Source organism: Caballeronia jiangsuensis (genome assembly GCF_046030135.1).
Classification (GTDB): domain Bacteria; phylum Pseudomonadota; class Gammaproteobacteria; order Burkholderiales; family Burkholderiaceae; genus Caballeronia; species Caballeronia jiangsuensis.
In genome coordinates, this window is sequence record NZ_JAQQDB010000043.1 from 46393 (window position 1) to 67820 (window position 21428).

At 63.3% G+C, this 21428-nt stretch carries 17 protein-coding genes and 1 tRNA gene; 8 read left to right on the forward strand and 10 right to left on the reverse strand.

Translation table 11 applies throughout. From position 1 onward, the window contains the following. Positions 1–109: 109 nt before the first annotated feature. The 4 genes from lon to tig all read right to left on the reverse strand — a co-directional run bounded on the left by lon (position 110) and on the right by tig (position 6305). Entirely contained in the window at positions 110–2530 is a 2421-nt protein-coding gene (gene lon / locus PQR08_RS31865) for an endopeptidase La (protein WP_035498696.1), read from the reverse strand. A 186-nt stretch (positions 2531–2716) separates the two neighbouring features. Then, complete coding sequence (gene clpX, locus PQR08_RS31870) at positions 2717–3988, reverse strand: ATP-dependent Clp protease ATP-binding subunit ClpX (protein ID WP_035498697.1); 1272 nt, start codon at positions 3986–3988, stop codon at positions 2717–2719. Between the two features lie 177 nt (positions 3989–4165). Beyond that, on the reverse strand, positions 4166–4819 hold the full coding sequence (gene clpP, locus PQR08_RS31875; RefSeq protein ID WP_035498698.1) for an ATP-dependent Clp endopeptidase proteolytic subunit ClpP: 654 nt from the start codon (positions 4817–4819) through the stop codon (positions 4166–4168). A gap of 139 nt (positions 4820–4958) precedes the next feature. Next, positions 4959–6305, reverse strand: a complete 1347-nt coding sequence (gene tig / locus PQR08_RS31880; protein WP_238293737.1) for a trigger factor — start codon at positions 6303–6305, stop codon at positions 4959–4961. A 526-nt stretch (positions 6306–6831) separates the two neighbouring features. On the opposite strand from tig, the gene PQR08_RS31885 reads away from it, so the two are divergent. After that, positions 6832–7980: a glycerate kinase family protein gene (locus PQR08_RS31885; protein WP_250483571.1), complete on the forward strand. Its 1149-nt coding sequence runs from the start codon at positions 6832–6834 to the stop codon at positions 7978–7980. 19 nt (positions 7981–7999) lie between these two features. Here the strand turns inward: PQR08_RS31885 and PQR08_RS31890 are convergent, their stop codons facing one another. After that, the gene (locus PQR08_RS31890; protein ID WP_250483570.1) at positions 8000–9418 is read right to left on the reverse strand and encodes a PepSY-associated TM helix domain-containing protein; all 1419 of its coding nucleotides are present in this window, start codon (positions 9416–9418) and stop codon (positions 8000–8002) included. Positions 9419–9546: 128 nt separating this feature from the next. Then, the gene (locus tag PQR08_RS31895; protein ID WP_250483569.1) at positions 9547–9921 is read right to left on the reverse strand and encodes a DUF2946 domain-containing protein; all 375 of its coding nucleotides are present in this window, start codon (positions 9919–9921) and stop codon (positions 9547–9549) included. Positions 9922–10192: 271 nt separating this feature from the next. Here PQR08_RS31895 and PQR08_RS31900 point away from each other — a divergent pair. Beyond that, a tRNA-Leu gene (locus PQR08_RS31900) sits at positions 10193–10279 on the forward strand. A 280-nt stretch (positions 10280–10559) separates the two neighbouring features. Beyond that, positions 10560–11381, forward strand: coding sequence for a squalene/phytoene synthase family protein (locus PQR08_RS31905; RefSeq protein ID WP_250483568.1), 822 nt, complete (start codon positions 10560–10562; stop codon positions 11379–11381). On the opposite strand, the gene PQR08_RS31910 is transcribed toward PQR08_RS31905, so the two are convergent. Together PQR08_RS31910 and PQR08_RS31915 are read right to left on the reverse strand one after the other, a co-directional pair. Further along, on the reverse strand, positions 11378–12292 hold the full coding sequence (locus tag PQR08_RS31910; RefSeq protein ID WP_250483567.1) for a DUF1501 domain-containing protein: 915 nt from the start codon (positions 12290–12292) through the stop codon (positions 11378–11380). The genes PQR08_RS31905 and PQR08_RS31910 overlap by 4 nt on opposite strands. 15 nt (positions 12293–12307) lie before the next feature. Next, complete coding sequence (locus PQR08_RS31915) at positions 12308–12748, reverse strand: hypothetical protein (protein WP_238293810.1); 441 nt, start codon at positions 12746–12748, stop codon at positions 12308–12310. Between the two features lie 193 nt (positions 12749–12941). Here PQR08_RS31915 and ompR point away from each other — a divergent pair, with 193 nt between their 5' ends. The 4 genes from ompR (at position 12942) to PQR08_RS31935 (ending at position 16431) form a co-directional block, all read left to right on the forward strand. Continuing rightward, entirely contained in the window at positions 12942–13667 is a 726-nt protein-coding gene (ompR, locus tag PQR08_RS31920; protein ID WP_008349770.1) for an osmolarity response regulator transcription factor OmpR, read from the forward strand. Between the two features lie 62 nt (positions 13668–13729). Beyond that, the gene (locus tag PQR08_RS31925) at positions 13730–15094 is read left to right on the forward strand and encodes an ATP-binding protein (protein ID WP_035498710.1); all 1365 of its coding nucleotides are present in this window, start codon (positions 13730–13732) and stop codon (positions 15092–15094) included. Between the two features lie 177 nt (positions 15095–15271). Continuing rightward, entirely contained in the window at positions 15272–15820 is a 549-nt protein-coding gene (locus tag PQR08_RS31930; RefSeq protein ID WP_238215644.1) for a peroxiredoxin, read from the forward strand. Positions 15821–15906: 86 nt separating this feature from the next. Beyond that, positions 15907–16431, forward strand: coding sequence for a carboxymuconolactone decarboxylase family protein (locus PQR08_RS31935; RefSeq protein ID WP_250483566.1), 525 nt, complete (start codon positions 15907–15909; stop codon positions 16429–16431). A gap of 39 nt (positions 16432–16470) precedes the next feature. Here PQR08_RS31935 and ispF read toward each other — a convergent pair whose 3' ends face one another. Then, positions 16471–16962 carry a 2-C-methyl-D-erythritol 2,4-cyclodiphosphate synthase gene (gene ispF / locus PQR08_RS31940; protein ID WP_187604797.1) on the reverse strand — a complete coding sequence of 164 codons (492 nt, stop codon included), beginning with the start codon at positions 16960–16962 and terminating at the stop codon, positions 16471–16473. A gap of 26 nt (positions 16963–16988) precedes the next feature. Then, positions 16989–17723, reverse strand: a complete 735-nt coding sequence (gene ispD, locus PQR08_RS31945; protein ID WP_187604798.1) for a 2-C-methyl-D-erythritol 4-phosphate cytidylyltransferase — start codon at positions 17721–17723, stop codon at positions 16989–16991. Positions 17724–17849: 126 nt separating this feature from the next. Between ispD and mfd the strand changes: the two genes are divergently transcribed. Then, positions 17850–21323, forward strand: a complete 3474-nt coding sequence (mfd, locus tag PQR08_RS31950; protein ID WP_238215638.1) for a transcription-repair coupling factor — start codon at positions 17850–17852, stop codon at positions 21321–21323. The last annotated feature ends 105 nt before the right edge of the window (positions 21324–21428 follow it).

Here is a 21428-nt window from a genome sequence, read left to right on the forward strand (position 1 = left end):
AAGACCTCTTCGAAAAGCGTTTCGCAAAAAGAAAAACCCGCAGGCAAACGCCCGCGGGTTTTAGCTTCGATCACGCAACACGGCGATGAAACCGTGTCGCGAGAAGCGCTCAGTGCTTCACAAACTCGCCCGATGCAGGCGCGTCCTTTTGCTCGGCCGTGACCGGCGTTGCCTTCGCTTCTTCCTCGGGCAACGACTCCGGCGCGCGTTCGAGCGCCAGTTCCAGCACGCGATCGATCCAGCGAACCGGCACGATCTCGATGGCGTTCTTCACGTTGTCGGGAATCTCGGCCAGATCCTTGGTGTTCTCCTCGGGGATCAGCACGAGCTTGATGCCGCCGCGATGCGCTGCCAGCAGCTTCTCCTTCAATCCGCCGATCGGCAGCACTTCGCCGCGCAGCGTGATTTCGCCCGTCATCGCAACATCCGCGCGAACCGGAATGCCCGTCAGCACCGACACCAGCGCCGTGGTCATCGCGATACCGGCGGACGGACCGTCCTTCGGCGTCGCGCCTTCCGGCACGTGGATGTGAATGTCCTTCTTCTCGAAGGACTCGTCCGTGATGCCGAGACGACGCGAACGCGAACGCACCACCGAGCGCGCCGCTTCGACGGATTCCTTCATCACGTCGCCGAGCGAACCCGTGCGGATCACACCGCCCTTGCCGGGCATCACCGCCGCTTCGATCGTCAGCAGATCGCCGCCGACTTCCGTCCACGCAAGACCCGTGACCTGACCGATCTGGTTGTCCTTCGCGGCCAGACCGAAGTCATACTTGCGCACGCCGAGGAAGGTGTCGAGGTTGGAGCCATCGACCTTCACGGCGCCTTCGGCCTTCTTCAGCAGCAACATCTTCACGACCTTGCGGCAGATCTTCGATACTTCGCGCTCGAGCGAACGCACGCCCGCTTCACGCGTGTAGTAACGAATGATGTCGCGGATGGCTTGCTCGGTGACATCGATCTCGCCGTCCTTCAAGCCGTTGTTGCGCTTCTGCTTCGGCAACAGGTAACGCGTCGCGATGCTGACCTTCTCGTCTTCCGTGTAACCCGACAGACGGATGACTTCCATCCGGTCGAGCAGCGGCGGCGGAATGTTCAGCGAGTTCGACGTTGCCACGAACATCACGTCCGACAGGTCGAAGTCCACTTCGATGTAGTGGTCCGCGAACGTGTGGTTCTGTTCCGGGTCGAGCACTTCGAGCAGCGCGGAAGCCGGATCGCCGCGGAAATCCATGCCCATCTTGTCAACTTCGTCGAGCAGGAAAAGCGGATTGCGCACGCCGACCTTCGTCAGGCTCTGCAGGATCTTGCCGGGCATCGAACCGATATACGTGCGACGGTGACCGCGAATCTCGGACTCGTCATGCACGCCGCCCAGCGCCATGCGCACGAACTTGCGGTTCGTCGCACGGGCGATGGATTGCCCAAGCGAAGTCTTGCCGACGCCCGGAGGCCCGACGAGGCACAGGATCGGCGCCTTCACCTTCTCGACGCGTTGCTGAACCGCGAGGTACTCGAGAATGCGTTCCTTCACCTTCTCGAGACCGAAGTGGTCTTCGTCCAGCACACGCTCGGCGTTCGTGAGGTCATTGTTGACCTTGCTCTTCTTGCGCCACGGCAAACCGATCAGCGTGTCGATGTAGTTGCGCACGACGGTCGCTTCCGCGGACATCGGCGACATGAGCTTCAGCTTCTTGAGCTCGGCATCGGCCTTTTTCTTGGCTTCCTTCGGCATGCGCGCGGCGGTGATGCGTTTCTCGAGTTCTTCGAGATCCGCGCCCTCTTCGCCTTCGCCCAGTTCCTTCTGAATGGCCTTGACCTGTTCGTTCAGGTAGTACTCGCGCTGGCTCTTCTCCATCTGACGCTTCACGCGGCCACGAATGCGCTTCTCGACCTGAAGGATGTCGATTTCGGCTTCGAGCTGCGCGAGCAAATGCTCCAGACGCTCGATCACAGGGAACATCTCGAGGATGTGCTGCTTCTGATCGAGCTTGAGCGGCAAATGCGCGGCGATGGTGTCGGCAAGACGACCCGCTTCGTCGATACCCGACAGCGACGTCAGGATCTCCGGCGGAATCTTCTTGTTGAGCTTCACGTACTGATCGAACTGGGAAACGATCGCGCGGCGCAGCGCTTCGGTTTCAGCGCTGTCGGCGTGATCGGGCTCGAGCGGCATCACGTCGCACGAGAATTGCGTTTCCTGCTCTTCGATCGAGAGCGTCTTGGCGCGTTGCAAACCTTCGACGAGCACTTTCACGGTGCCATCGGGCAGCTTCAGCATTTGCAGGATGTTGGCGACACATCCCACTTCGTACATGTCCTTTTCGGTCGGTTCATCTTTCGCCGCCGTCTTCTGGGCGACGAGCATGATGTGCTTGCCGCCTTCCATCGCGGCTTCGAGGGCCTTGATCGACTTAGGCCGCCCGACGAAGAGCGGAATCACCATATGCGGGAAAACGACTACGTCGCGCAGCGGGAGCAGCGGCAGCGTAATGCGTTCCTGCGGGAGGAGTTGGGTTCCTGACATTTCATTTCCCCATTAATGGAATCAGTTCAGTCGTAAGTAAGGCCGTTCAGAGCTATTGCAAGCCTTTATCGGAAGGGAAAAGTCGTTAGTCAAAGATCGCGTCAGTAACGTCCACAAGATAAACCGAAAAAAATAAAAGGCCGTTCACGTCGCCATGAACGGCCTTTCGCCGACACACAGCCTGCTTCAGTTCGATCCTGCTACTTTCGGTGCGTCTTCGTAGATGAGCAGCGGCTTGCCGTCGCCGTCGATCGTGTTGTCGTCGACGATCACCTTCGAAACGCCCTTCATGGTCGGCAGTTCGTACATCACGTCGAGCAACGCCTGTTCCAGAATCGAACGCAGGCCGCGCGCGCCGGTCTTGCGGCGAATCGCCTTCTGCGCGATGGCCTGCAACGCCGCCGGGCGGATTTCCAGTTCCACGCGTTCCATCGCGAAGAGCTTGTGATACTGCTTCACCAGCGCGTTCTTCGGTTCGATGAGAATCTTCACGAGCGCGGCTTCATCGAGCTTGCCGAGCGTCGCCACCACGGGCAGACGGCCGATCAGTTCAGGAATCAGACCGAACTTGATCAGATCTTCCGGCTCGACTTCGCGCAGCACTTCGCCTGCGTCGCGATCCTGCTTGCTCTTCACGCTCGCGCCGAAACCGATACCAGTCTTCTCGGTGCGGTCCGTGATGACCTTTTCCAGCCCATCGAACGCGCCGCCGCAGATGAACAGGATGTTGGTCGTATCGACCTGGATGAAATCCTGGTTCGGGTGCTTGCGTCCGCCTTGCGGCGGCACCGACGCCATCGTGCCTTCGACCAGCTTGAGCAATGCCTGCTGCACGCCCTCGCCCGACACGTCGCGCGTGATGGACGGGTTGTCCGACTTGCGGCTGATCTTGTCGATTTCGTCGATGTAAACGATTCCGCGCTGCGCCTTGTCGACTTCGTAGTTGCAGTTCTGCAGCAGCTTCTGAATGATGTTCTCGACGTCCTCGCCGACATAGCCGGCTTCGGTCAGCGTCGTTGCATCCGCGATCACGAACGGCACGTTCAGCATGCGGGCGAGCGTCTGCGCGAGCAGCGTCTTGCCCGAGCCGGTCGGCCCGATCAGAAGAATGTTGCTCTTCGACAGCTCGATCTCGTCTTTCTTGTCGAGATGCTTGAGCCGCTTGTAATGGTTGTACACGGCCACGGCGAGAATTTTCTTCGCGCGTTCCTGGCCGATGACGTACTGGTTGAGGATATCGCTGATTTCCTGCGGGCTCGGCAGGTCGGACCTCGTCAGCCCAGCCTCCTCCGCCGCGCCGGCTGCCTCGTCGCGAATGATCTCGTTGCACAGATCGATACATTCGTCGCAGATGAACACCGACGGCCCAGCGATGAGCTTCTTCACCTCATGCTGGCTTTTTCCGCAGAACGAGCAATACAGCAGCTTTTCGCTGCTGGAACCTTTTTTGTCCGCCATAAATGTGTAAGCCTCCGGACACTCTTGTTACATGATACGCGCTTCGATTCGACGACGCAGATTCGCACCCGCGAGGTCGAAAGAAGCGCGTTTTTGGCGTTGCGCCGCACGCGCGACTTCGCACTCCTGGCCGGCTTTTCGTCTCCGAGGGCCGGCGCGGCGCCGCTCCGGACGCCTTCAGGGACGCTTGTGAAGCACCTGGTCGACGAGGCCGTAAGCTTGCGCATCGTCGCCCGACATGAAGTTGTCGCGATCAGTGTCGCGCGCGATGCGCTCGACCGGCTGACCCGTGTGATGCGACAGCAACTGATTCAAACGTTCCTTCAGGTACAGGATTTCCCGCGCCTGGATCTCGATGTCCGATGCCTGACCGCGCGCGCCGCCGAGCGGCTGGTGAATCATCACGCGCGCGTTCGGCAGCGCGACGCGCTTGCCCTTCGCGCCCGCCGCCAGCAGGAACGCGCCCATGCTCGCGGCGAGACCCATGCACAGCGTGGAGACATCGGGCTTCACGAACTGCATGGTGTCGTAAATCGCCATGCCGGCCGAAACCGAGCCGCCAGGGCTGTTGATGTACAGGCTGATGTCCTTGTCCGGGTTCTCGCTTTCGAGGAACAGCAACTGGGCGACGACGAGGTTCGCCGACTGGTCGTTCACCTCGCCGACGAGAAACACCACGCGCTCCTTCAGGAGGCGCGAATAAATGTCATAGGCCCGCTCGCCGCGGCCGCTCGTTTCCACGACCATCGGAACGAGGCCGAGCGCCTGGGCTTCGAAGTCCCGCGATGCGTGGGACGCCAACGTGTCGAGCAATTCAGCGCGAAAGGTCATGCAATTTCCTTGTTCGGAATAGGGATACTGAACGACAAAGGAACATCCAATAGAACGGCATGCAAACGCCCAAACTTTAATGCAAAAAAGGCGTGCGAGCCGTCAGTCCGACGACTCCGCACGCCCCTTGCCTAACGCGTCAGGCTTGCGCCGTTGCGCTGGCCAGTTCCTCGAAGCTGACTTCCTTGTCGGTCACCTTGGCCTTGCCCAGGACGAAATCGACGACGTTGCTTTCCACGACGTACGCTTCCATCTCGGCGAGGCGCTGCTGGTTCGAATAATACCAGCGGACGACTTCCTTCGGGTCTTCGTAGCTCTTGGCGAATTCGTCCACTTCAGCACGGATCTGTTCCGGCTTCGCCTGGAGTTCGTTGGCCTTCACCAGCTCGGCCAGCACGAGGCCCAGCTTCACGCGGCGCTCGGCCTGCTCGGCGAACATTTCGGCCGGGATCGGCGCGTCGGCGGCGTTCGGCACGCCGCGCTGCTGCAGGTCCTGGCGCGCCATTTCGACGAGACGCTGCTGATCCTGCTCGATCAGCGCCTTCGGCACGTCCAGCTCGGAGATTTTCAGGAGCGCGTCCATGACCTGGTTCTTCACGATCTGCTGCGTGCGGCGCTTCGCTTCACGCTCCAGGTTGTCCTTGATCTCGGTGCGCATCTTCGTGAGATCGCCGTCTTCGATGCCGAGCGACTTCGCGAAGTCCGCGTTGATTTCCGGCAGATGCGGCCACTCGATCTTCTTGACCGTGATCGTGAACTGCGCCGTTTTGCCCGCGACGTCCTTGCCGTGGTAGTCCTCGGGGAACTTGAGGTCGAAATCGCGCGATTCGCCGACCTTCAGGCCCGTCGCGGCTTGCTCGAATTCGGGCAGCATGCGGCCTTCGCCCAGCACGAACGCGAAGTCTTCCGCGCTGCCGCCTTCGAACGCGACGCCGTCGATCTTGCCGACGAAGTCGAGCGTCACGCGGTCGCCGTCGGCCGCTGCCGTGCTCTCGCCGCCGTCGCCATGCTCGCCGGCTTCACCGCGGGCGTGGAAGTGCACGCGCTGCTTGCGCAGGATGTCCAGCGTGCGATCGACTTCAGCTTCGGAGATGGTCGTGACCGTGCGTTCGATTTCAGCGTTCGCCACATCGCCGAGTTGCACTTCCGGATAGACCTCGAAGGTCGCGTCGAACGCGTAGGCGTCGGCTGCGACTTCCGACTTCGGCGCGAAGCTCGGCTGGCCCGCGACGCGCAGATTTTCGGCGCGCGTGACGTCGAAGAATTCCTTGCCGACCTTGTCGCTCAGCACTTCCGCCTCGACCTGGCCGCCGTACTGCTGCGTCACCATCTTGAGCGGCACCTTGCCCGGGCGGAAGCCCGGCATGCGCACGTTCTTGGCCAACTGGCGGATGCGCGAATCCACTTCCTTCTGCACGGTGTCTTTCGGCAGGGAAATCGTCACGCGGCGTTCGAGCTTGCCGAGGTTCTCAACTACGTTAGCCATGGCTGAAATCGTCCTAGAGTAAATCGTAAATTCGGTGTTCGGTTCTTCCGCGGTTCTTAAGGCGCGGGTCCGGATGCGGGCTCTGCGGGAGCCGGCCGAAATCGACGCCTGGCGCCGAAAGACGCGTAAAAAACGCATCTCGCGGCGTGCCGGAACGTCGCCCGACACGGTGTCAGTCAACAGAGCCAAGTATTTTAGCAAACAATTCCGCGCGGTCCGTCCGACGAATTCGTCAAGACGCCGTTTCAGCCGAATTTGCCCGGAAAAGCGCCCGTTTGATGGGCGAATTTCGGCGTAAATCCGCGTTTTTCGGACGCGCTCCCACGCGCACAATTCCCGTTATCGGCGCGCCGCTATTTTGCGGCGCGCGCCGCGCTGATAAGCTTGCCGGCGCATGATTCAAGCGACGAAGCCGTCCGGCGCGCAATCCATTGCCGCATGGCATGAAGCGCATGCAACAAGTGCATAGATAAGGCATCGCCGCGGCTTTTCAATCGTTCCTTCACACCAGAACATTCGAGACACCATGCCTAACGCCACGTCTGCTGCTCCTGTAGTTGTCATCGCTCCCGATTCCTTCAAGGGCTCGCTCTCCGCGGAAGGCGTCGCGAACGCCATCGCGGAAGGCATCAGGCGCGCACGGCCGGACGCCGACATCCGCATCCGCCCGATGGCCGACGGCGGCGAAGGCACGCTCGACGCGATGCTCTCGGCGGGCGGCGAGCGCCGCATGCTCAACGTGCGCGGCGCGGCCGCCGCGCGTCGCGATGCCGCGACTGGCCTGCTCGACGATGGCGGCGCGATCATCGAAACGGCGGAAGTCGTCGGCATCACGGATCCGGATGGCATGGCCGTGCCGGTCACCGAGCGCAGCACGCTCGGCATGGGCGAGGCGATTCGCGCGCTGCTCGATTCCGGCGCGCGCACGTTCTACGTCGCGCTCGGCGGCAGCAGCACCAACGACGGCGGCGCGGGCCTGCTCGTCGGACTCGGGCTCAAACTTTTCGATGCGGCCGGCAAGGAACTCGCACCGGTGCCGTCGGCGCTGGCGCAGATCGCGCGCATCGACGCATCGGGACTCGATCCGCGTGTGAAGGATGCAAAGTTCGTCGGCATGTCGGATGTCGACAATCCGCTCACCGGCGATCACGGCGCGACCGCGATCTTCGGTCCGCAAAAAGGTGTGACGCCCGAACAAGTGGCGACGATCGACGCCGCCCTCACCCATTTCGCCGATCTTCTCGAACCCGCGATGGGCGTCGCGAAGCGCAACGAACCCGGCGCGGGCGCGGCGGGCGGACTCGGCTTCGCGCTGCACATGCTCGGCGCGCGCTTCGAGACGGGCGCGGAAGTGGTCGCGCGCGAAATCGGCCTCGATGCCGCGCTCGAAGGCGCGAACTGGCTGATCACGGGCGAAGGCCGTTCGGATGTCCAGACGCTGCACGGCAAGGCGCCCTTCATCGCCTGCAAGCACGCGCGCGATTCGGGCGTGCCGGCGTCGCTGCTGTCGGGCGCGGTCGATTCGGCCGCGCTGCCGCGGCTCTCCGAGTTCTTCAGCGGCTGCTTTTCGCCCGCGCCGGGCCCGATCACGCTCGATACGGCGATCCGCGACGCCGCGCGCCTGCTCGCTAACGAAGCCGAGCAACTCACGCGGCTCCGGTTCGGTTCGATCTGAGCGTCGGGCTCGGCAACCGCTAGACGACCGCGCGCTTCGCGCCGAACGCGAACCGGTCGAGGCACCAGACGGCGAGCATCGTCGCGCCCATCAGCGGGAAAACCACGCCCAGCAAGGTCAGGCCGCCGCGCCACGCGCGCATCGGCGGCCGCTTGATGGGACGCGCCGGCGCGCCGAGCTCACGCGCGGGCCGGCGCTTCCACCACATGATGAAGCCCGTCACGGCCAGCGTCGCGAGCCCGAGCGAGATCGCGGAGCAGACGATCTGGTTCGCGAGTCCGAAGTAGCGCCCCATGTGCAGCGACGTGCCATACGAAATCCATTGCGCGACGCGTCCGTAGCTCGCGTAATCGATATCGGACAGCACGCGGCCGCTGTACTGATCGATGTGAAGCGTGCGTTCGGCGCGCGGATCGGCCGGGAAGTACGAAACCGTGTAGACGCCCGTCGGCTTGTCGGGCAGCGCGATGCCGTAGTCGTCGGCGATTCCGTTTTTCGTGGCGAGCGCGACCACGTCGTCGATCGACACGCGCGCGGCCGGCGAAGAAGCGTTCGCGCTATCGGGCACGGTCGTCGCACCGACGGCCCACGGCGTCTGATGCAGCGGGAGGTCGTCCATCTTCATGTGCATGCCGTGCATCGCGTGCTCATCCGCGTTCTTCGATGCGGCGCCGGGCGCGGCCGAATGCACATGCGCTTCGCCCCAAGCGCCCTTCGGATAGCCGAGCGACGCCGATGTCGCGAGCGCCTTGAACTCCTTGCCCCACGATCCCGACCACGGCAGCCCCGAGAGCACGAAGAACAGCGCGCCGATGGCGAGCCAGATGCCGCCCACCGCATGCAGATCGCGCCACCACGCGCGTCCTTGCAACGACAGACGCGGCAGCCACACGCCACCCTGTCGCGCGTTCGACCGGCTCGGCCACCACAGCGCGATGCCCGTGCCGATCATCACGAGAGTCCAGCAACCGGCCAGTTCCATCACGAGTTCGCCGGTCTTGCCGAGCATCAGCCCGCGATGCAGATTGCGCACCTGCTTCATCAATCGATGTTCGACGGACAGCGTGCCGAGCACCGCGCCGTCATAGGGATTCACATACACGCTTTCGCTCTCGCCCGAAGGCAGGCGAAAGACGAACTCGGCGCTGCGCGTGCGATCGGTTTCGATTTGCGCGAGCGTCGGCACGGCGCCGGGCGGCTCGTTCGCGGCGGCCTTCGCGAGCAGGACATCGCGGGGAAGCTGCGGTCCGTGCGTATCCGCGACGACCATCTGGTCGCGATACAGAAGCGGCTCGATCTGCGGCTGGAAGCAATAGATCGTGCCGGTGATCGCGAGCACGATGAGCAGCGGCATTACGAAGAGCGCCGCATAGAAATGCCAGCGCCAGAGCGTGCGACGGTGCGCCGCGACCTCCGCGTTCAGGTTGGGTGCAAGCATGGCGATTCTCGTTGAATGTTTGTGTTTTCAGACTGGGCGTGCGCGCGGCATGCGGACAGAACACGCAATGCTGGCGAGAACGCCGACGCCCTCGCTGGATGAGCGAGACGGCCGGACGAAGGACGATGTCAGGAAAGAACGGGAGGCGCGCGCGGGCTCGCGGCGTTGAAGGATTTCGAGGCGACCGGGTCGGCGCTCGCGAACGTCGGGGCACGTACGACGCGCTCGATCGATGCCACGTCATGCGCGGCGCTCGTCGCGACGGGCAGATCGTGTGCGAGCAATCCGCAGTACGAACAGGCGTCGAAATGATTCGCGGAGTCGTGATGACCCGCGTGCGCATCCGGTGCTGACACATCGACCGTGCACAGGATCGCTTGCGGATCGGTCGTGGCGGCGTCGCGTGCTGCGAGCGTCTGGCTGATGACCGGCGCGACGATCGCGAGCCACATGGCGGCGATGCCGAGCCATGCGACGAAGCGATTGCGCGCGTTGCGAGTCATGAAAGTAAGCCTGAGTGTCGAGACGGATGAATGAACGGGATTGTAGGCAGCCGCTCACGAAGCGGCAATCCTGGAGCGTGTATGTCCGGGATCGGCGCTCATGCGCGCGCCTTGCAAGCCGATTCACCGAGCGAAAAGCATCGACGCATTTTCGCAGACATCGACGGACGGATCGGTTAGAATTTCGGGCTTGGCACAGTGGACCGGTGCCGGACACGGCGGCATCGCCGGGCGCGAATCGTCACCGAATCAGCCCAGAGCCTGCCGTGCTGCGAGGATGGCGAAATTGGTAGACGCACCAGGTTTAGGTCCTGACGCCCGCAAGGGTGTGGGGGTTCGAGTCCCCCTCCTCGCACCACAACGAAACCCCTTTCATCGGCAAAGGGGTTTTTCGTTTTGGGGCTCTGCTTTCACCGGCTAGATGCCGATGTCGCCCAGCTCGATCGTCATCGCCTCGCCTTTCGCCTGCGAGCGACCCGCGAAGTCGATGCCCGCGCTCCATCACCCGCCTGAACTCGCGTCGGCGAAGCCGCGCCCCGCCGGATAAAATGAGCGCCCATGCGTCGGTCCGCCGCGTGGCGAAACCGCAAGACGACACCCCACGACGCCTCCCCTTCGAACTCCCATAAGCCCCGTTCGTGAATTTCGACGACTATTGCCAGCAAAAGGCCGCCCCCGAAGGCTCCGGCACGTACTACGCGCTGCGCCGCGCGCCGGCCGCGAGCCAGCCGCTTCTGACCGCGCTCTTCGCGCTCTACCGCGAACTCGAAGAGACCGTGAAGGAAACCAGCGATCCGACCATCGGCCGCACGAAGCACGCGTGGTGGCAGAGCGAGCTTGGCCGGCTCGATGGCGGCGAGCCGACGCACCCGGTCACCAAGGCATTGCAGGCGCATGAAGGCGATGCAGCATGGCGCGCGCCGCTCGCCACGGTCGTCGATGGTTTCGGCATGGATCTGGATCAGGCGCGCTATCTCGACTGGCCCGGTCTCAAACGGTATCTCGATCAGACAGGCGGGGCGTTCGCGACGGCGCTTGCGCGGGCCAGCGCGCGCGATCCGGTTCAGGCCGCCGCGTGGGCCGCTCCGCTGGGATCGGCGTTGCTGCTCGCGGAGCGTGTCCAGGAGATCGGCGGCGATGCGCGCAATGGCCGCATCTATATTCCTATCGACGAGTTGCAGCGCTTCAACGTGACCGCCGCGGATGTCATCAATCGAAAGTACAGCGATGCCTTCACGGATCTCATGCGCTTTCAGACCGGACGCGCCCGGCAAGCGCTCGACAATGCGCTGGCTGCCATCCCAGCCTCGGAACGCGCGACGCAACGCGTGCTGCGCGCGCAGGCCGCGCTATCGCTTGCGCTCTTCGACGAGATCGAACGTGAAAACTTTCAGGTGCTGCATCAACGCATCGCGCTCACGCCGATCCGCAAGCTGTGGATCACATGGCGCACGCGTTAGACGCGAACAATCGGTAGCGGCTCGAAACGCGCGCCGAGGATCGAGGCGGAATCGCCCTGTGAGCATGCGTCGAGGACCGTCGCATACAGCCGTCTGAAGTCGATGCCGACGGGCAAGCCGCCGTCCGCGTCGAGCCGATCGAGCCGGGGCGGCGTGCCGAATAGTCCGCCGCGCACACGTCCACCCATCATGAAATGCGCCGAAGCCGCGCCGTGCTCCGTGCCGCACGCGGCATTTTCGCGCGCGGCGCGCCCGAATTCCGAACGCGTCATCACAAGCGTGCGGTTCCACGTTCCCGACGCGATCGACGACGCGCGCAGCGACGCGAGTCCTTCAGCCAGTTGTGCAAGACATGCCGCATGCCGGCGCGCCTGATTCTCGTGCGTATCGAAGCCGTAAAGCGCGAGGCGGATCACGTTCACGCGATGAGACGCGGGGCGCGCGATGGCATCGCTTGCGGCCTTGAACGTCTTCACCTCGGTGACGACATTCACGCGATCGAGCCAGCCATCGGCACGATATTCATCGGCATGCGATGCGGTATCCCAGATCTGGCGCGAGCGGTAATGCGAGCGGTTGGGCGCGTCGTAACCGACGCCCTGCACGATCGCGAGATCGTTCGCGCGCCACACGCTCATCAACGGCGACAGCGACGGATGCAAGGCCGTGCGTTCATCGAGCGTCAATGCCCGGTCTTTCGATATGGCGAGATTCGGCCTCAACGCGCGATAGCGAGGATCGGCGACTGGAATGACGGTGTTCAGCCCATCGTTGCCGCCGTCGAGATCGACGAGCACGAGCGAGCGAATAGAAGACGAAGCATCGGAATGTGCGATAGCGCACGCTTCTTCCAAGCTGCCCGCACATCCTGCGAACGCGCCGGCAATCGAGAGGAATTGACGTCGGTTCATCGCGGGTCGCGCTGCTTACCGCTTATAGAGATCGCGCACCGCTTCTTCGATGTGCTGCCGCAGGAGACGGCGCTCGTCGGCGGTCATCACTGTGTGGCGCGGCGGGCGCGCGGGCGGTGTCTGATCGACCTGCTGGATGGGTTGCATCGCCAGCCCTTTCGGGTCGCGATCCTGGCTCGAAGGAGTCGAGCCTTTACCCGCGCTATTCACGCTACTCACGCGCTGCTGCGCGCGAATCATGCGGCCGTCGAAGCGATTTGGCGAAGTGGAGATGCCGCGATCGAAGCCCGTGGACTGCGCATAGGCGTGGGGTGTGCTCAGTACTGCGTAGAGCGCACTGGCAAGAAGTGTCTTTCTGAAGATGCGCTCGGAGCGCACAGGTCCGCGCTGCCGCGCTCCCTTCATGTTGTTCCCTTCGTTGCTCGACAACCGGACAGCCTCATTCTTTTCGCGCACGTCATACAAGGGCTTGGTCGGGCCGCATGACGCGCTGGTCTAATGGAGTATCTACCGAATGGCGGGCTTAGGTAAAGGAGTGTACGCAGCAAACCCTTAGGCCGTGCCACAGCCTCCGTAAATTTTGTAACGAACTGTTACACTCGCTTTTGTTACAAACTCGGCGTTTGATCAAACGCGCTAAGATGCCTCCATGGAAACCAAGAACCCTTCAAAAATTCTCGTCGTCGACGACGATCCGCGCCTGCGCGATCTGCTGCGGCGCTATCTCGGTGAACAGGGCTTCAACGTGTACGTCGCCGAAAACGCGCCGTCGATGAACAAGCTCTGGGTGCGCGAGCGCTTCGATCTGCTCGTGCTCGATCTGATGCTTCCCGGCGAAGACGGGCTTTCCATCTGCCGGCGTCTGCGCGGCAGCAACGATCGCACGCCGATCATCATGCTCACCGCGAAGGGCGAAGACGTCGATCGCATCGTCGGGTTGGAAATGGGCGCGGACGACTATCTGCCGAAACCGTTCAATCCGCGCGAGCTCGTCGCACGCATTCACGCGGTGCTGCGTCGTCAGACGCCGTCCGAATTGCCGGGCGCGCCGTCCGAAACCACCGAAGTGTTCGAGTTCGGCGAGTTCGCGCTGAACCTCGCGACGCGCACGCTCACGAAGAACGGCCAGGAAATTCCGCTGACGACCGGCGAGTTTTCGGTGCTGAAGGTGTTCGCGCGTCATCCGCGTCAGCCGCTCTCGCGCGAGAAGCTGATGGAACTCGCGCGCGGACGTGAATACGAAGTGTTCGATCGAAGCCTCGACGTGCAGATCTCGCGTCTGCGCAAGCTGATCGAGCCCGACCCCAGCAGCCCGCGTTTCATTCAGACCGTATGGGGCCTCGGCTACGTCTTCATTCCCGACGGCGCAGCCTGATCGATATTTGAGCGAGTTTCGTCACGCTTTCTCCCCTTTACCGAGCTGAACCCGACAGACCCATGCGCATCGACAGGCGGCTACTGGCGCTCGCGTTCGGCGGCCTGTTCTGGCGAACCTTCGCGCTGATCGCGCTGCTCATCGCCGTCAGTCTGACGGCGTGGTTCCAGAGCTTTCGCGTGATCGAACGCGAACCGCGCGCGCAGCGCGTGGCGCTTCAGCTCGTCGCCGTGGTCAAGCTCACGCGCACCGCCCTGCTCTATTCCGATCCCGATCTGCGCCGCGCGCTGCTTCAGGATCTGGAGAGCAACGAGGGCGTGCGCGTGTATCCGCGCGAGACCACCGACAAATACAAGCTGCAGCCGGACGAATCGCTCAACCGGCTGATCGAGCGCGACGTGCGCGGCCGGCTCGGCAACGAGACGATCATCGCGCAATCGGTGAACGACATTCCCGGTGTCTGGATCAGCTTCAAGATCGATGACGACGACTACTGGGTCGCGCTCGATCGCGATCAGCTCGACACCGTCACCGGCCTGCAATGGGCCGGCTGGGGCGTGTTCGCGCTCGCGCTGTCGCTGTTCGGCGCGGCCTTCATCACGAGTCTCGTGAACCGGCCGTTCGCGCGCCTCGCGCTCGCGGCGCGCAAGGTCGGCTCGGGGCAGTCGCCTGAGCCTTTGCCCGAGCGCGGCATGGGCGTGGCGGCGGAAACGAACCGAAGCTTCAACCAGATGGTGCAGGATCTCGAACAGCTCGAAGCGGATCGCGCGCTGATGCTCGCGGGCATCTCGCACGATCTGCGCACGCCGCTCGCGCGCCTGCGTCTGGAAACGGAAATGAGCCCGTCGGACGAAGCGACCAAGCTCGCGATGATCGACGACATCGAGCAGATGGACATGATCATCGGCCGCTTCCTCGATTACGCGCGGCCGATGCAGCGCATGCCCGAAGCGGTGGATCTCTCGATGATCGCAAGCGAGCTCGCCGCGCGCTTTCAGGCCGACGACGGCGTCGTGATGCATACCGATCTCGCGCAAGGCGCGGTCATCGAAGGCGATCCGACCGATGCGCGCCGCGTGGTCGGCAATCTGCTGGAAAACGCGCGCAAGTACGGACGCAGCGAACAGGACGACATCGCGCGCATCACGCTGCAGACGCGCGTCGCGCACGGCAAGGTCGAACTCTCCGTGATGGACGAAGGCCGCGGCATTCCCGACGATCAGGTCGCGCTCATCACGCGCCCGTTCTATCGCGTCGATACGGCGCGCACGCAGGCGAACGGCACGGGTCTCGGCATGGCCATCGTTCAGCGCCTCGTCACGCGTCAGCGCGGCACGCTGCGGCTGCGCAACCGCACGCCGCTTCCCGGCTTCGAAGTGACGATCGATTTCCCGCCCGTGAAAGGCGGCGCGCGCTTCGAAGGTTAGACGCCGCTTATCGGCCGAACCGGTAGCCAGAAACCACCGAGCCGATCATTTAATTAGAGTTAAGATGAACCGGGTTAACGCGTAGCACGCCTTGGCATGAAAGTGTCACGCGTGCGTTATGGCGATCCAGTAATTTGGTCGAGCTTGTCCTTTCAACGATTTCACAGGAGTTACTGCATGAAGACCGTTGGCGATAAAGTCGAAGCATTTACCGTTACCGCTGCGAAGCCGGGTTTCAACCATCACGAAGAGAACGGCCAGTCCGCTTTCGAGGAAATCACCGAGCAGTCGTTTCCGGGCAAGTGGAAGATCATTTACTTTTATCCGAAGGACTTCACGTTCGTGTGCCCGACGGAAATCGTCGAGTTCGCGAAGCTGGCGAAAGATTTCGAGGATCGCGACGCGGTTCTGCTCGGCGGCAGCGTCGATAACGAGTTCGTCAAGCTCGCATGGCGCCGGGAGCACAGGGATCTGAACAAGCTGAACCACTACGCGTTCGGCGACGTGAAGGGCGAGCTGATCGACCAGCTCGGCGTGCGCGACAAGGAAGCCGGCGTGGCGTTGCGCGCGACCTTCATCGTCGATCCGGACAACGTCATTCAGCACGTGTCCGTCAACAATCTGAACGTGGGCCGCAGCCCGGAAGAAGTCCTGCGTATTCTCGACGGCTTGCAGACGGACGAACTGTGCCCGTGCAACCGCGCTGTCGGCGGCTCGACGCTGTAAGCGTTTCCTGATGCCGCGAAGCCCGCCTTCGGCCGAGCGTATCCGGCCGCGGCGGGCTTTTTAACGCCATCGAACTGGAGAGAACAATGGAATTCCTGTCTGCGATCAAGGAACTCGTGCCCGACTACGCGAAGGACATTCGCCTGAACGTCGATGGCACGATTGCCCGCTCATCGCTCGAAGGCAATGATGCGGTCGGCGTCGCGCTAGCCGCCGCGTATGCCGCGAAGGCGACGAAGCTCACCGGCATCATCCGTAACGCGGGCGTGCTGTCGCCGGAAGAGACCAACGCCGCGCTGACCGCCGCCGCGCTGATGGGCATGAACAACGTCTGGTATCCGTACCTCGAGATGGCCGACAACGCCGATCTCAAAACGCAGCCCGCCGGCCTGCGCATGAATGCCTATGCGTCGCACGGCGGCGTCGACAAGCGGCGCTTCGAGATGTACGCGCTCGCGGCGTCGATCATCGGCAAGTGCCACTTCTGCGTGAAATCGCACTACGCGAATCTCGTGGCCGAAGGCATGTCGACGACGCAATTGCGCGACGTCGGACGCATCGCGGCAGTGATCAATGCCGTCGCGCTGACGATCGAAGCGGAAGGAAAGTAAGGCTTCGAAGACGCCACGCTCCGGCAGCGTGGCGTCGCCTTATCCGTCGATGGATGTACGGCGCAGCAGCACCGCAGCCTGCGCTTCGATGCCTTCCTTGCGGCCGAGATAGCCCAGCTTTTCGTTGGTCTTGGCCTTCACGTTCACGCGGTCGATGGCGAGATCGAGATCGGCGGCGATATTCGCGCGCATCGCATCGATATGGGGCGCGAGTTTCGGCGCCTGCGCGATGATCGTGCTGTCGACGTTCGCGATGGCGAATCCCGCTTCCGACACGCGCTTGAACGCCTCGCGCAGCAGCACTCGGCTGTCGGCGCCGGCGAATTCCGTCGCCGTGTCCGGAAAATGCCGGCCGATATCGCCGAGCGACGCCGCGCCGAAGAGCGCATCGGTGATCGCGTGCAGGAGCACGTCGGCGTCGGAGTGGCCGAGCAGGCCGCGTTCGTAGGGAATCGTCACGCCGCCGATGATGAGCGGGCGGCCCTCGACGAGCTGGTGGACGTCGTACCCTTGTCCGATTCTGAAATCCATCGATTCAAACCTTCGTTGAGTGTGAGTCAGGCGTTCGCGGAGAGGACCGCGCCCGCGAGCGCGAAATCTTCCGGATAGGTCACCTTGAAGTTGCGCAAGCTGCCCTGAACTAGTTTCGGCGAGTGCCCGAGCCATTCGACGGCGCTCGCTTCGTCCGTCAGATCGTGGCCGTCGTGACGCGCACGCTCGATCGCTTCGCGCAGCATGCCGAGCCGGAACATTTGCGGCGTCTGCGCCTGCCAGAGCCCGTCGCGCGATTCCGTGCGTGCGATGCGCGTCTCGCTTTCGCCTGCAACGGCAGGCACATCGGGCATGTTCGGTGCGACGCGCTTGAGCGTATCCGCGAGCGGCAGTGCGAGAATGCCGCCGACCGTATCATCGCGCAGTTCCGCGACAAGTTTGCGAATCAGCTCCGGCGTGATGCCGGGCCGCGCGGCGTCGTGCACGAGCACCCAGTCGTCCTCGCGCGCGCCGAATTTCGCGAGCGCGAGCAGCCCGTTGTACACCGACGCCTGCCGCGAGGCGCCGCCGCAGCGCTCGACCGCGAAGCGCAGTCCGGCGAAGCGGCGGGCGTCGAAGTGATGGTCGTCCGGTGCGAGCACGACGAGTGTCTGCGAGAATTCGGAGCACGCGTCGAACGCCGCAAGCGAGTACGCGAGCATCGGACGGCCCGCGACAGTCTGGTATTGCTTCGGCATCGGCGCACCGGAACGGCTGCCGGTTCCGGCGCAGGGAATCAGTGAAAACAGGCGCGAAGTCACGGGCGAATAATGTGGGCAAGTCAAAGTTGAAGCCCGGATTTTATAATAGGTCTTTCGCGATCACGTCCCGCGCGCGGTAGTCGACTCTCCGAACCCGCGTTTGCCGGACGGCTCCATGCACACTCTATGCCTTCCAAAGCCGTCAACGCGCAGTCCAGTTCTCCCATCGCGCTCGTGAAGCCGGGCCAGCGCTTCGTCTTCGACGGGGCCTCCGGCTCCGCCGATGCGCTCGCCATCGCGCGCTATCACACCGCGTATCGCGAGAGCGTGCCGCTCCTGACGGTCCTGACCGCGGGCGCCGTCGATGCGCAGCGCCTCGCCGCCGAAATCCCCTTCTTCGCACCGGACGCGCGCGTGCGGCTTCTGCCGGACTGGGAAACGCTGCCGTACGACACGTTCTCGCCGCACCAGGATCTCGTGTCCGAGCGTCTCGCCACGCTGCACGACCTCGGCGAAGGCCGTTGCGACATTCTGATCGTGCCCGCGACGACGGCGCTTTACCGCATGCCGCCCGCCTCGTTTCTCGCGGCCTACACGTTCTCGTTCACGCAGGGCGAGCGCCTGAACGAGGCCAAGCTCAAGGCGCAATTGACGCTCGCGGGCTACGAGCACGTAAGCCAGGTCGTGCGGCCGGGCGAATACTGCGTGCGCGGCTCGCTCATCGACCTGTATCCGATGGGCTCGGCGCTGCCCTATCGCATCGACCTCTTCGACGATCAGGTGGACTCCATCCGCGCATTCGATCCCGACACGCAGCGCAGCCTCTACCCCGTGCGCGACGTGCGTCTGCTGCCGGGCCGCGAGTTTCCGTTCGACGAAGCCGCGCGCACCGCTTTCCGCAGCCGCTGGCGCGAAGTCTTCGAGGGCGATCCGAGCCGCTCGCAGATTTACAAGGACATCGGCATCGGCGTGCCGTCGGCGGGCATCGAATATTATCTACCGCTCTTTTTCGACGAAACCGCCACGCTCTTCCACTATCTGCCGGAAGGCTCCCAGCTCGCGTTCGTCGGCGACATGGATGCGGCGATCAAGCGCTTCACGAACGACACGAAGCAGCGCTTCGACTTTCTCTCGCACGACCGCGAGCGTCCCTTGCTCGAACCGCGCCGGCTCTTTCTGAGCGACGACGATTTCTTCACGTTCGCGAAGCCCTTCGCCCAGCTGAAATTCCCGAGCACGCCGGAAGGCGGCTGGGCGGTACCGCTGCCGGGACTCGCGCTCGACCGTCACGCCGACGAACCTTTGCTCGCGCTGCGCCATTATCTGGAGCAGACGGAGAACCGCGTGATGCTCGTCGCGGAATCGGCGGGACGGCGTGAAACGATGCAGCAACTGCTCGCGGACAACGGCCTGCGCGGCGAGTTGCGCGACACATTCCAGGAATGGCTCACGAGCGATGCCAGATTCACGCTCGGCATCGCGCCGCTGGCGAACGGCTTCGCGCTGCCTGCGGAGAAGCTGTCGATCATCACCGAGACGGAGCTTTACGGGCCGCTCGCGCGCCGCGCCGGACGACGTCGCCAGGAGCAGGCGAGCAATGTCGATTCGATGGTCCGCGATCTCGCCGAGCTGAAGATCGGCGACCCCGTCGTTCATGCGCAGCACGGCATCGGCCGCTACATGGGCCTCGTATCGATGGATCTGGGCGAAGGCGAAACCGAATTCCTGCATCTCGAGTACCAGAACGAATCGAAGCTGTATGTGCCGGTCGCGCAGTTGCATGTGATCTCGCGCTACAGCGGCGCGGACCCGGAAAGCGCGCCTTTGCACACGCTCGGTTCCGGCCAGTGGGAAAAGGCCAAGCGCAAGGCTGCGCAGCAAATCCGCGATACGGCGGCGGAACTCCTCAATCTCTACGCGCGCCGCGCCGCGCGCGAGGGCTACGCGTTCAAGCTCGAACCGCGCGATTACGTGAAGTTCGCGGAAAGCTTCGGCTTCGAGGAAACGCCCGATCAGGCGGCGGCGATCGCGGCGGTGATCGGCGACATGACGAGCGGCAAGCCGATGGACCGCCTCGTATGTGGCGACGTCGGCTTCGGCAAGACTGAAGTCGCGCTGCGCGCCGCGTTCATCGCGGTGATGGCGGGCAAGCAGGTCGCGATTCTTTCGCCCACTACGCTGCTCGCCGAACAGCACACGCAGACCTTCACCGACCGCTTCGCCGACTGGCCCGTGCGGATCGCGGAGTTGTCGCGCTTCAAGACCGGCAAGGAAGTATCGACGGCCGTGCAGCAGATCAATGACGGCTCGGTCGATATCGTCATCGGCACGCACAAGCTCTTGTCGGGCGATGTGAAGTTCAAGCGGCTCGGGCTTGTGATCATCGACGAGGAACACCGCTTCGGCGTGCGGCAGAAGGAAGCGTTGAAGGCGTTGCGCGCGGAAGTCGACGTGCTCACGCTCACCGCGACGCCGATTCCGCGTACGCTCGGCATGGCGCTCGAAGGCCTGCGCGATTTCTCCGTGATCGCGACCGCGCCGCAGAAGCGACTCGCGATCAAGACCTTCGTGCGGCGCGAGGAAGACGGCGTGATCCGCGAGGCGATGCTGCGCGAACTCAAGCGCGGCGGCCAGGTGTACTTCCTGCACAACGAGGTCGAGACGATCGAGAATCGCCGCACGATGCTCGAGGCGTTGGTGCCGGAAGCGCGTATCGCGGTGGCGCACGGACAGATGCACGAACGCGAGCTCGAGCGCGTGATGCGCGATTTCGTCGGGCAGCGCGCGAACGTGCTGTTGTGCACGACGATCATCGAAACGGGCATCGACGTGCCGAGCGCGAACACGATCCTCATGCATCGCTCGGACAAGTTCGGTCTCGCGCAGCTGCATCAGTTGCGCGGGCGCGTGGGGCGCTCGCATCACCAGGCGTATGCGTATCTGCTGGTGCACGATCCGCAGTCGCTGACCAAGCAGGCGCAGCGCCGGCTCGAAGCGATCCAGCAAATGGAGGAGCTCGGCTCGGGCTTCTATCTCGCGATGCACGACCTCGAAATCCGCGGCACGGGCGAAGTGCTCGGCGACAAGCAATCGGGCGAGATTCACGAGATCGGCTTCCAGCTTTACACGGACATGCTGAACGACGCGGTGCGCGCTTTGAAGGAAGGTCGAGAGCCGGATCTGAACGCGCCGCTTGCCGCGACGACCGAGATCAACCTGCACGCGCCCGCGATCCTGCCGGCCGATTATTGCGGCGATGTACAGGAGCGTTTGTCGCTGTACAAGCGGCTTGCGAACTGTGAATCGAGCGATGCTATCGACGGCATTCTGGAAGAGCTTGTCGACCGTTTCGGCAAGCTGCCGCCGCAGGCGCATGCGCTCGTCGAGACGCATCGGTTGCGGCTGGCTGCGAAGCCGCTGGGCATCTCGAAGATCGATGCGGCCGAGCAGTCGATCTCGTTGCAGTTCATTCCGAATCCGCCGGTTGATGGGATGAAGATTATTGAGATGGTTCAGAAGCATAAGCACATCAAGCTCGCGGGGCAGGACAAGTTGCGCATCGAGGCGCGGAGTCCTGATCTTGCTGTGCGGATTTCTACGGTTAAGGAGACGCTGCGGGCGTTGGGTGCGCCGGTGAGGCAGGCTGTTGCTGTGCGGTGAGGTTTGTTGCTTTGTTGTCGTGGAATCCTGTTTTCGTGGTGGTTTATTAGCACTGCCCCTCCCCGGGGCGGGGGTCACTTTCTTTGCTGCTGCAAAGAAAGTAAC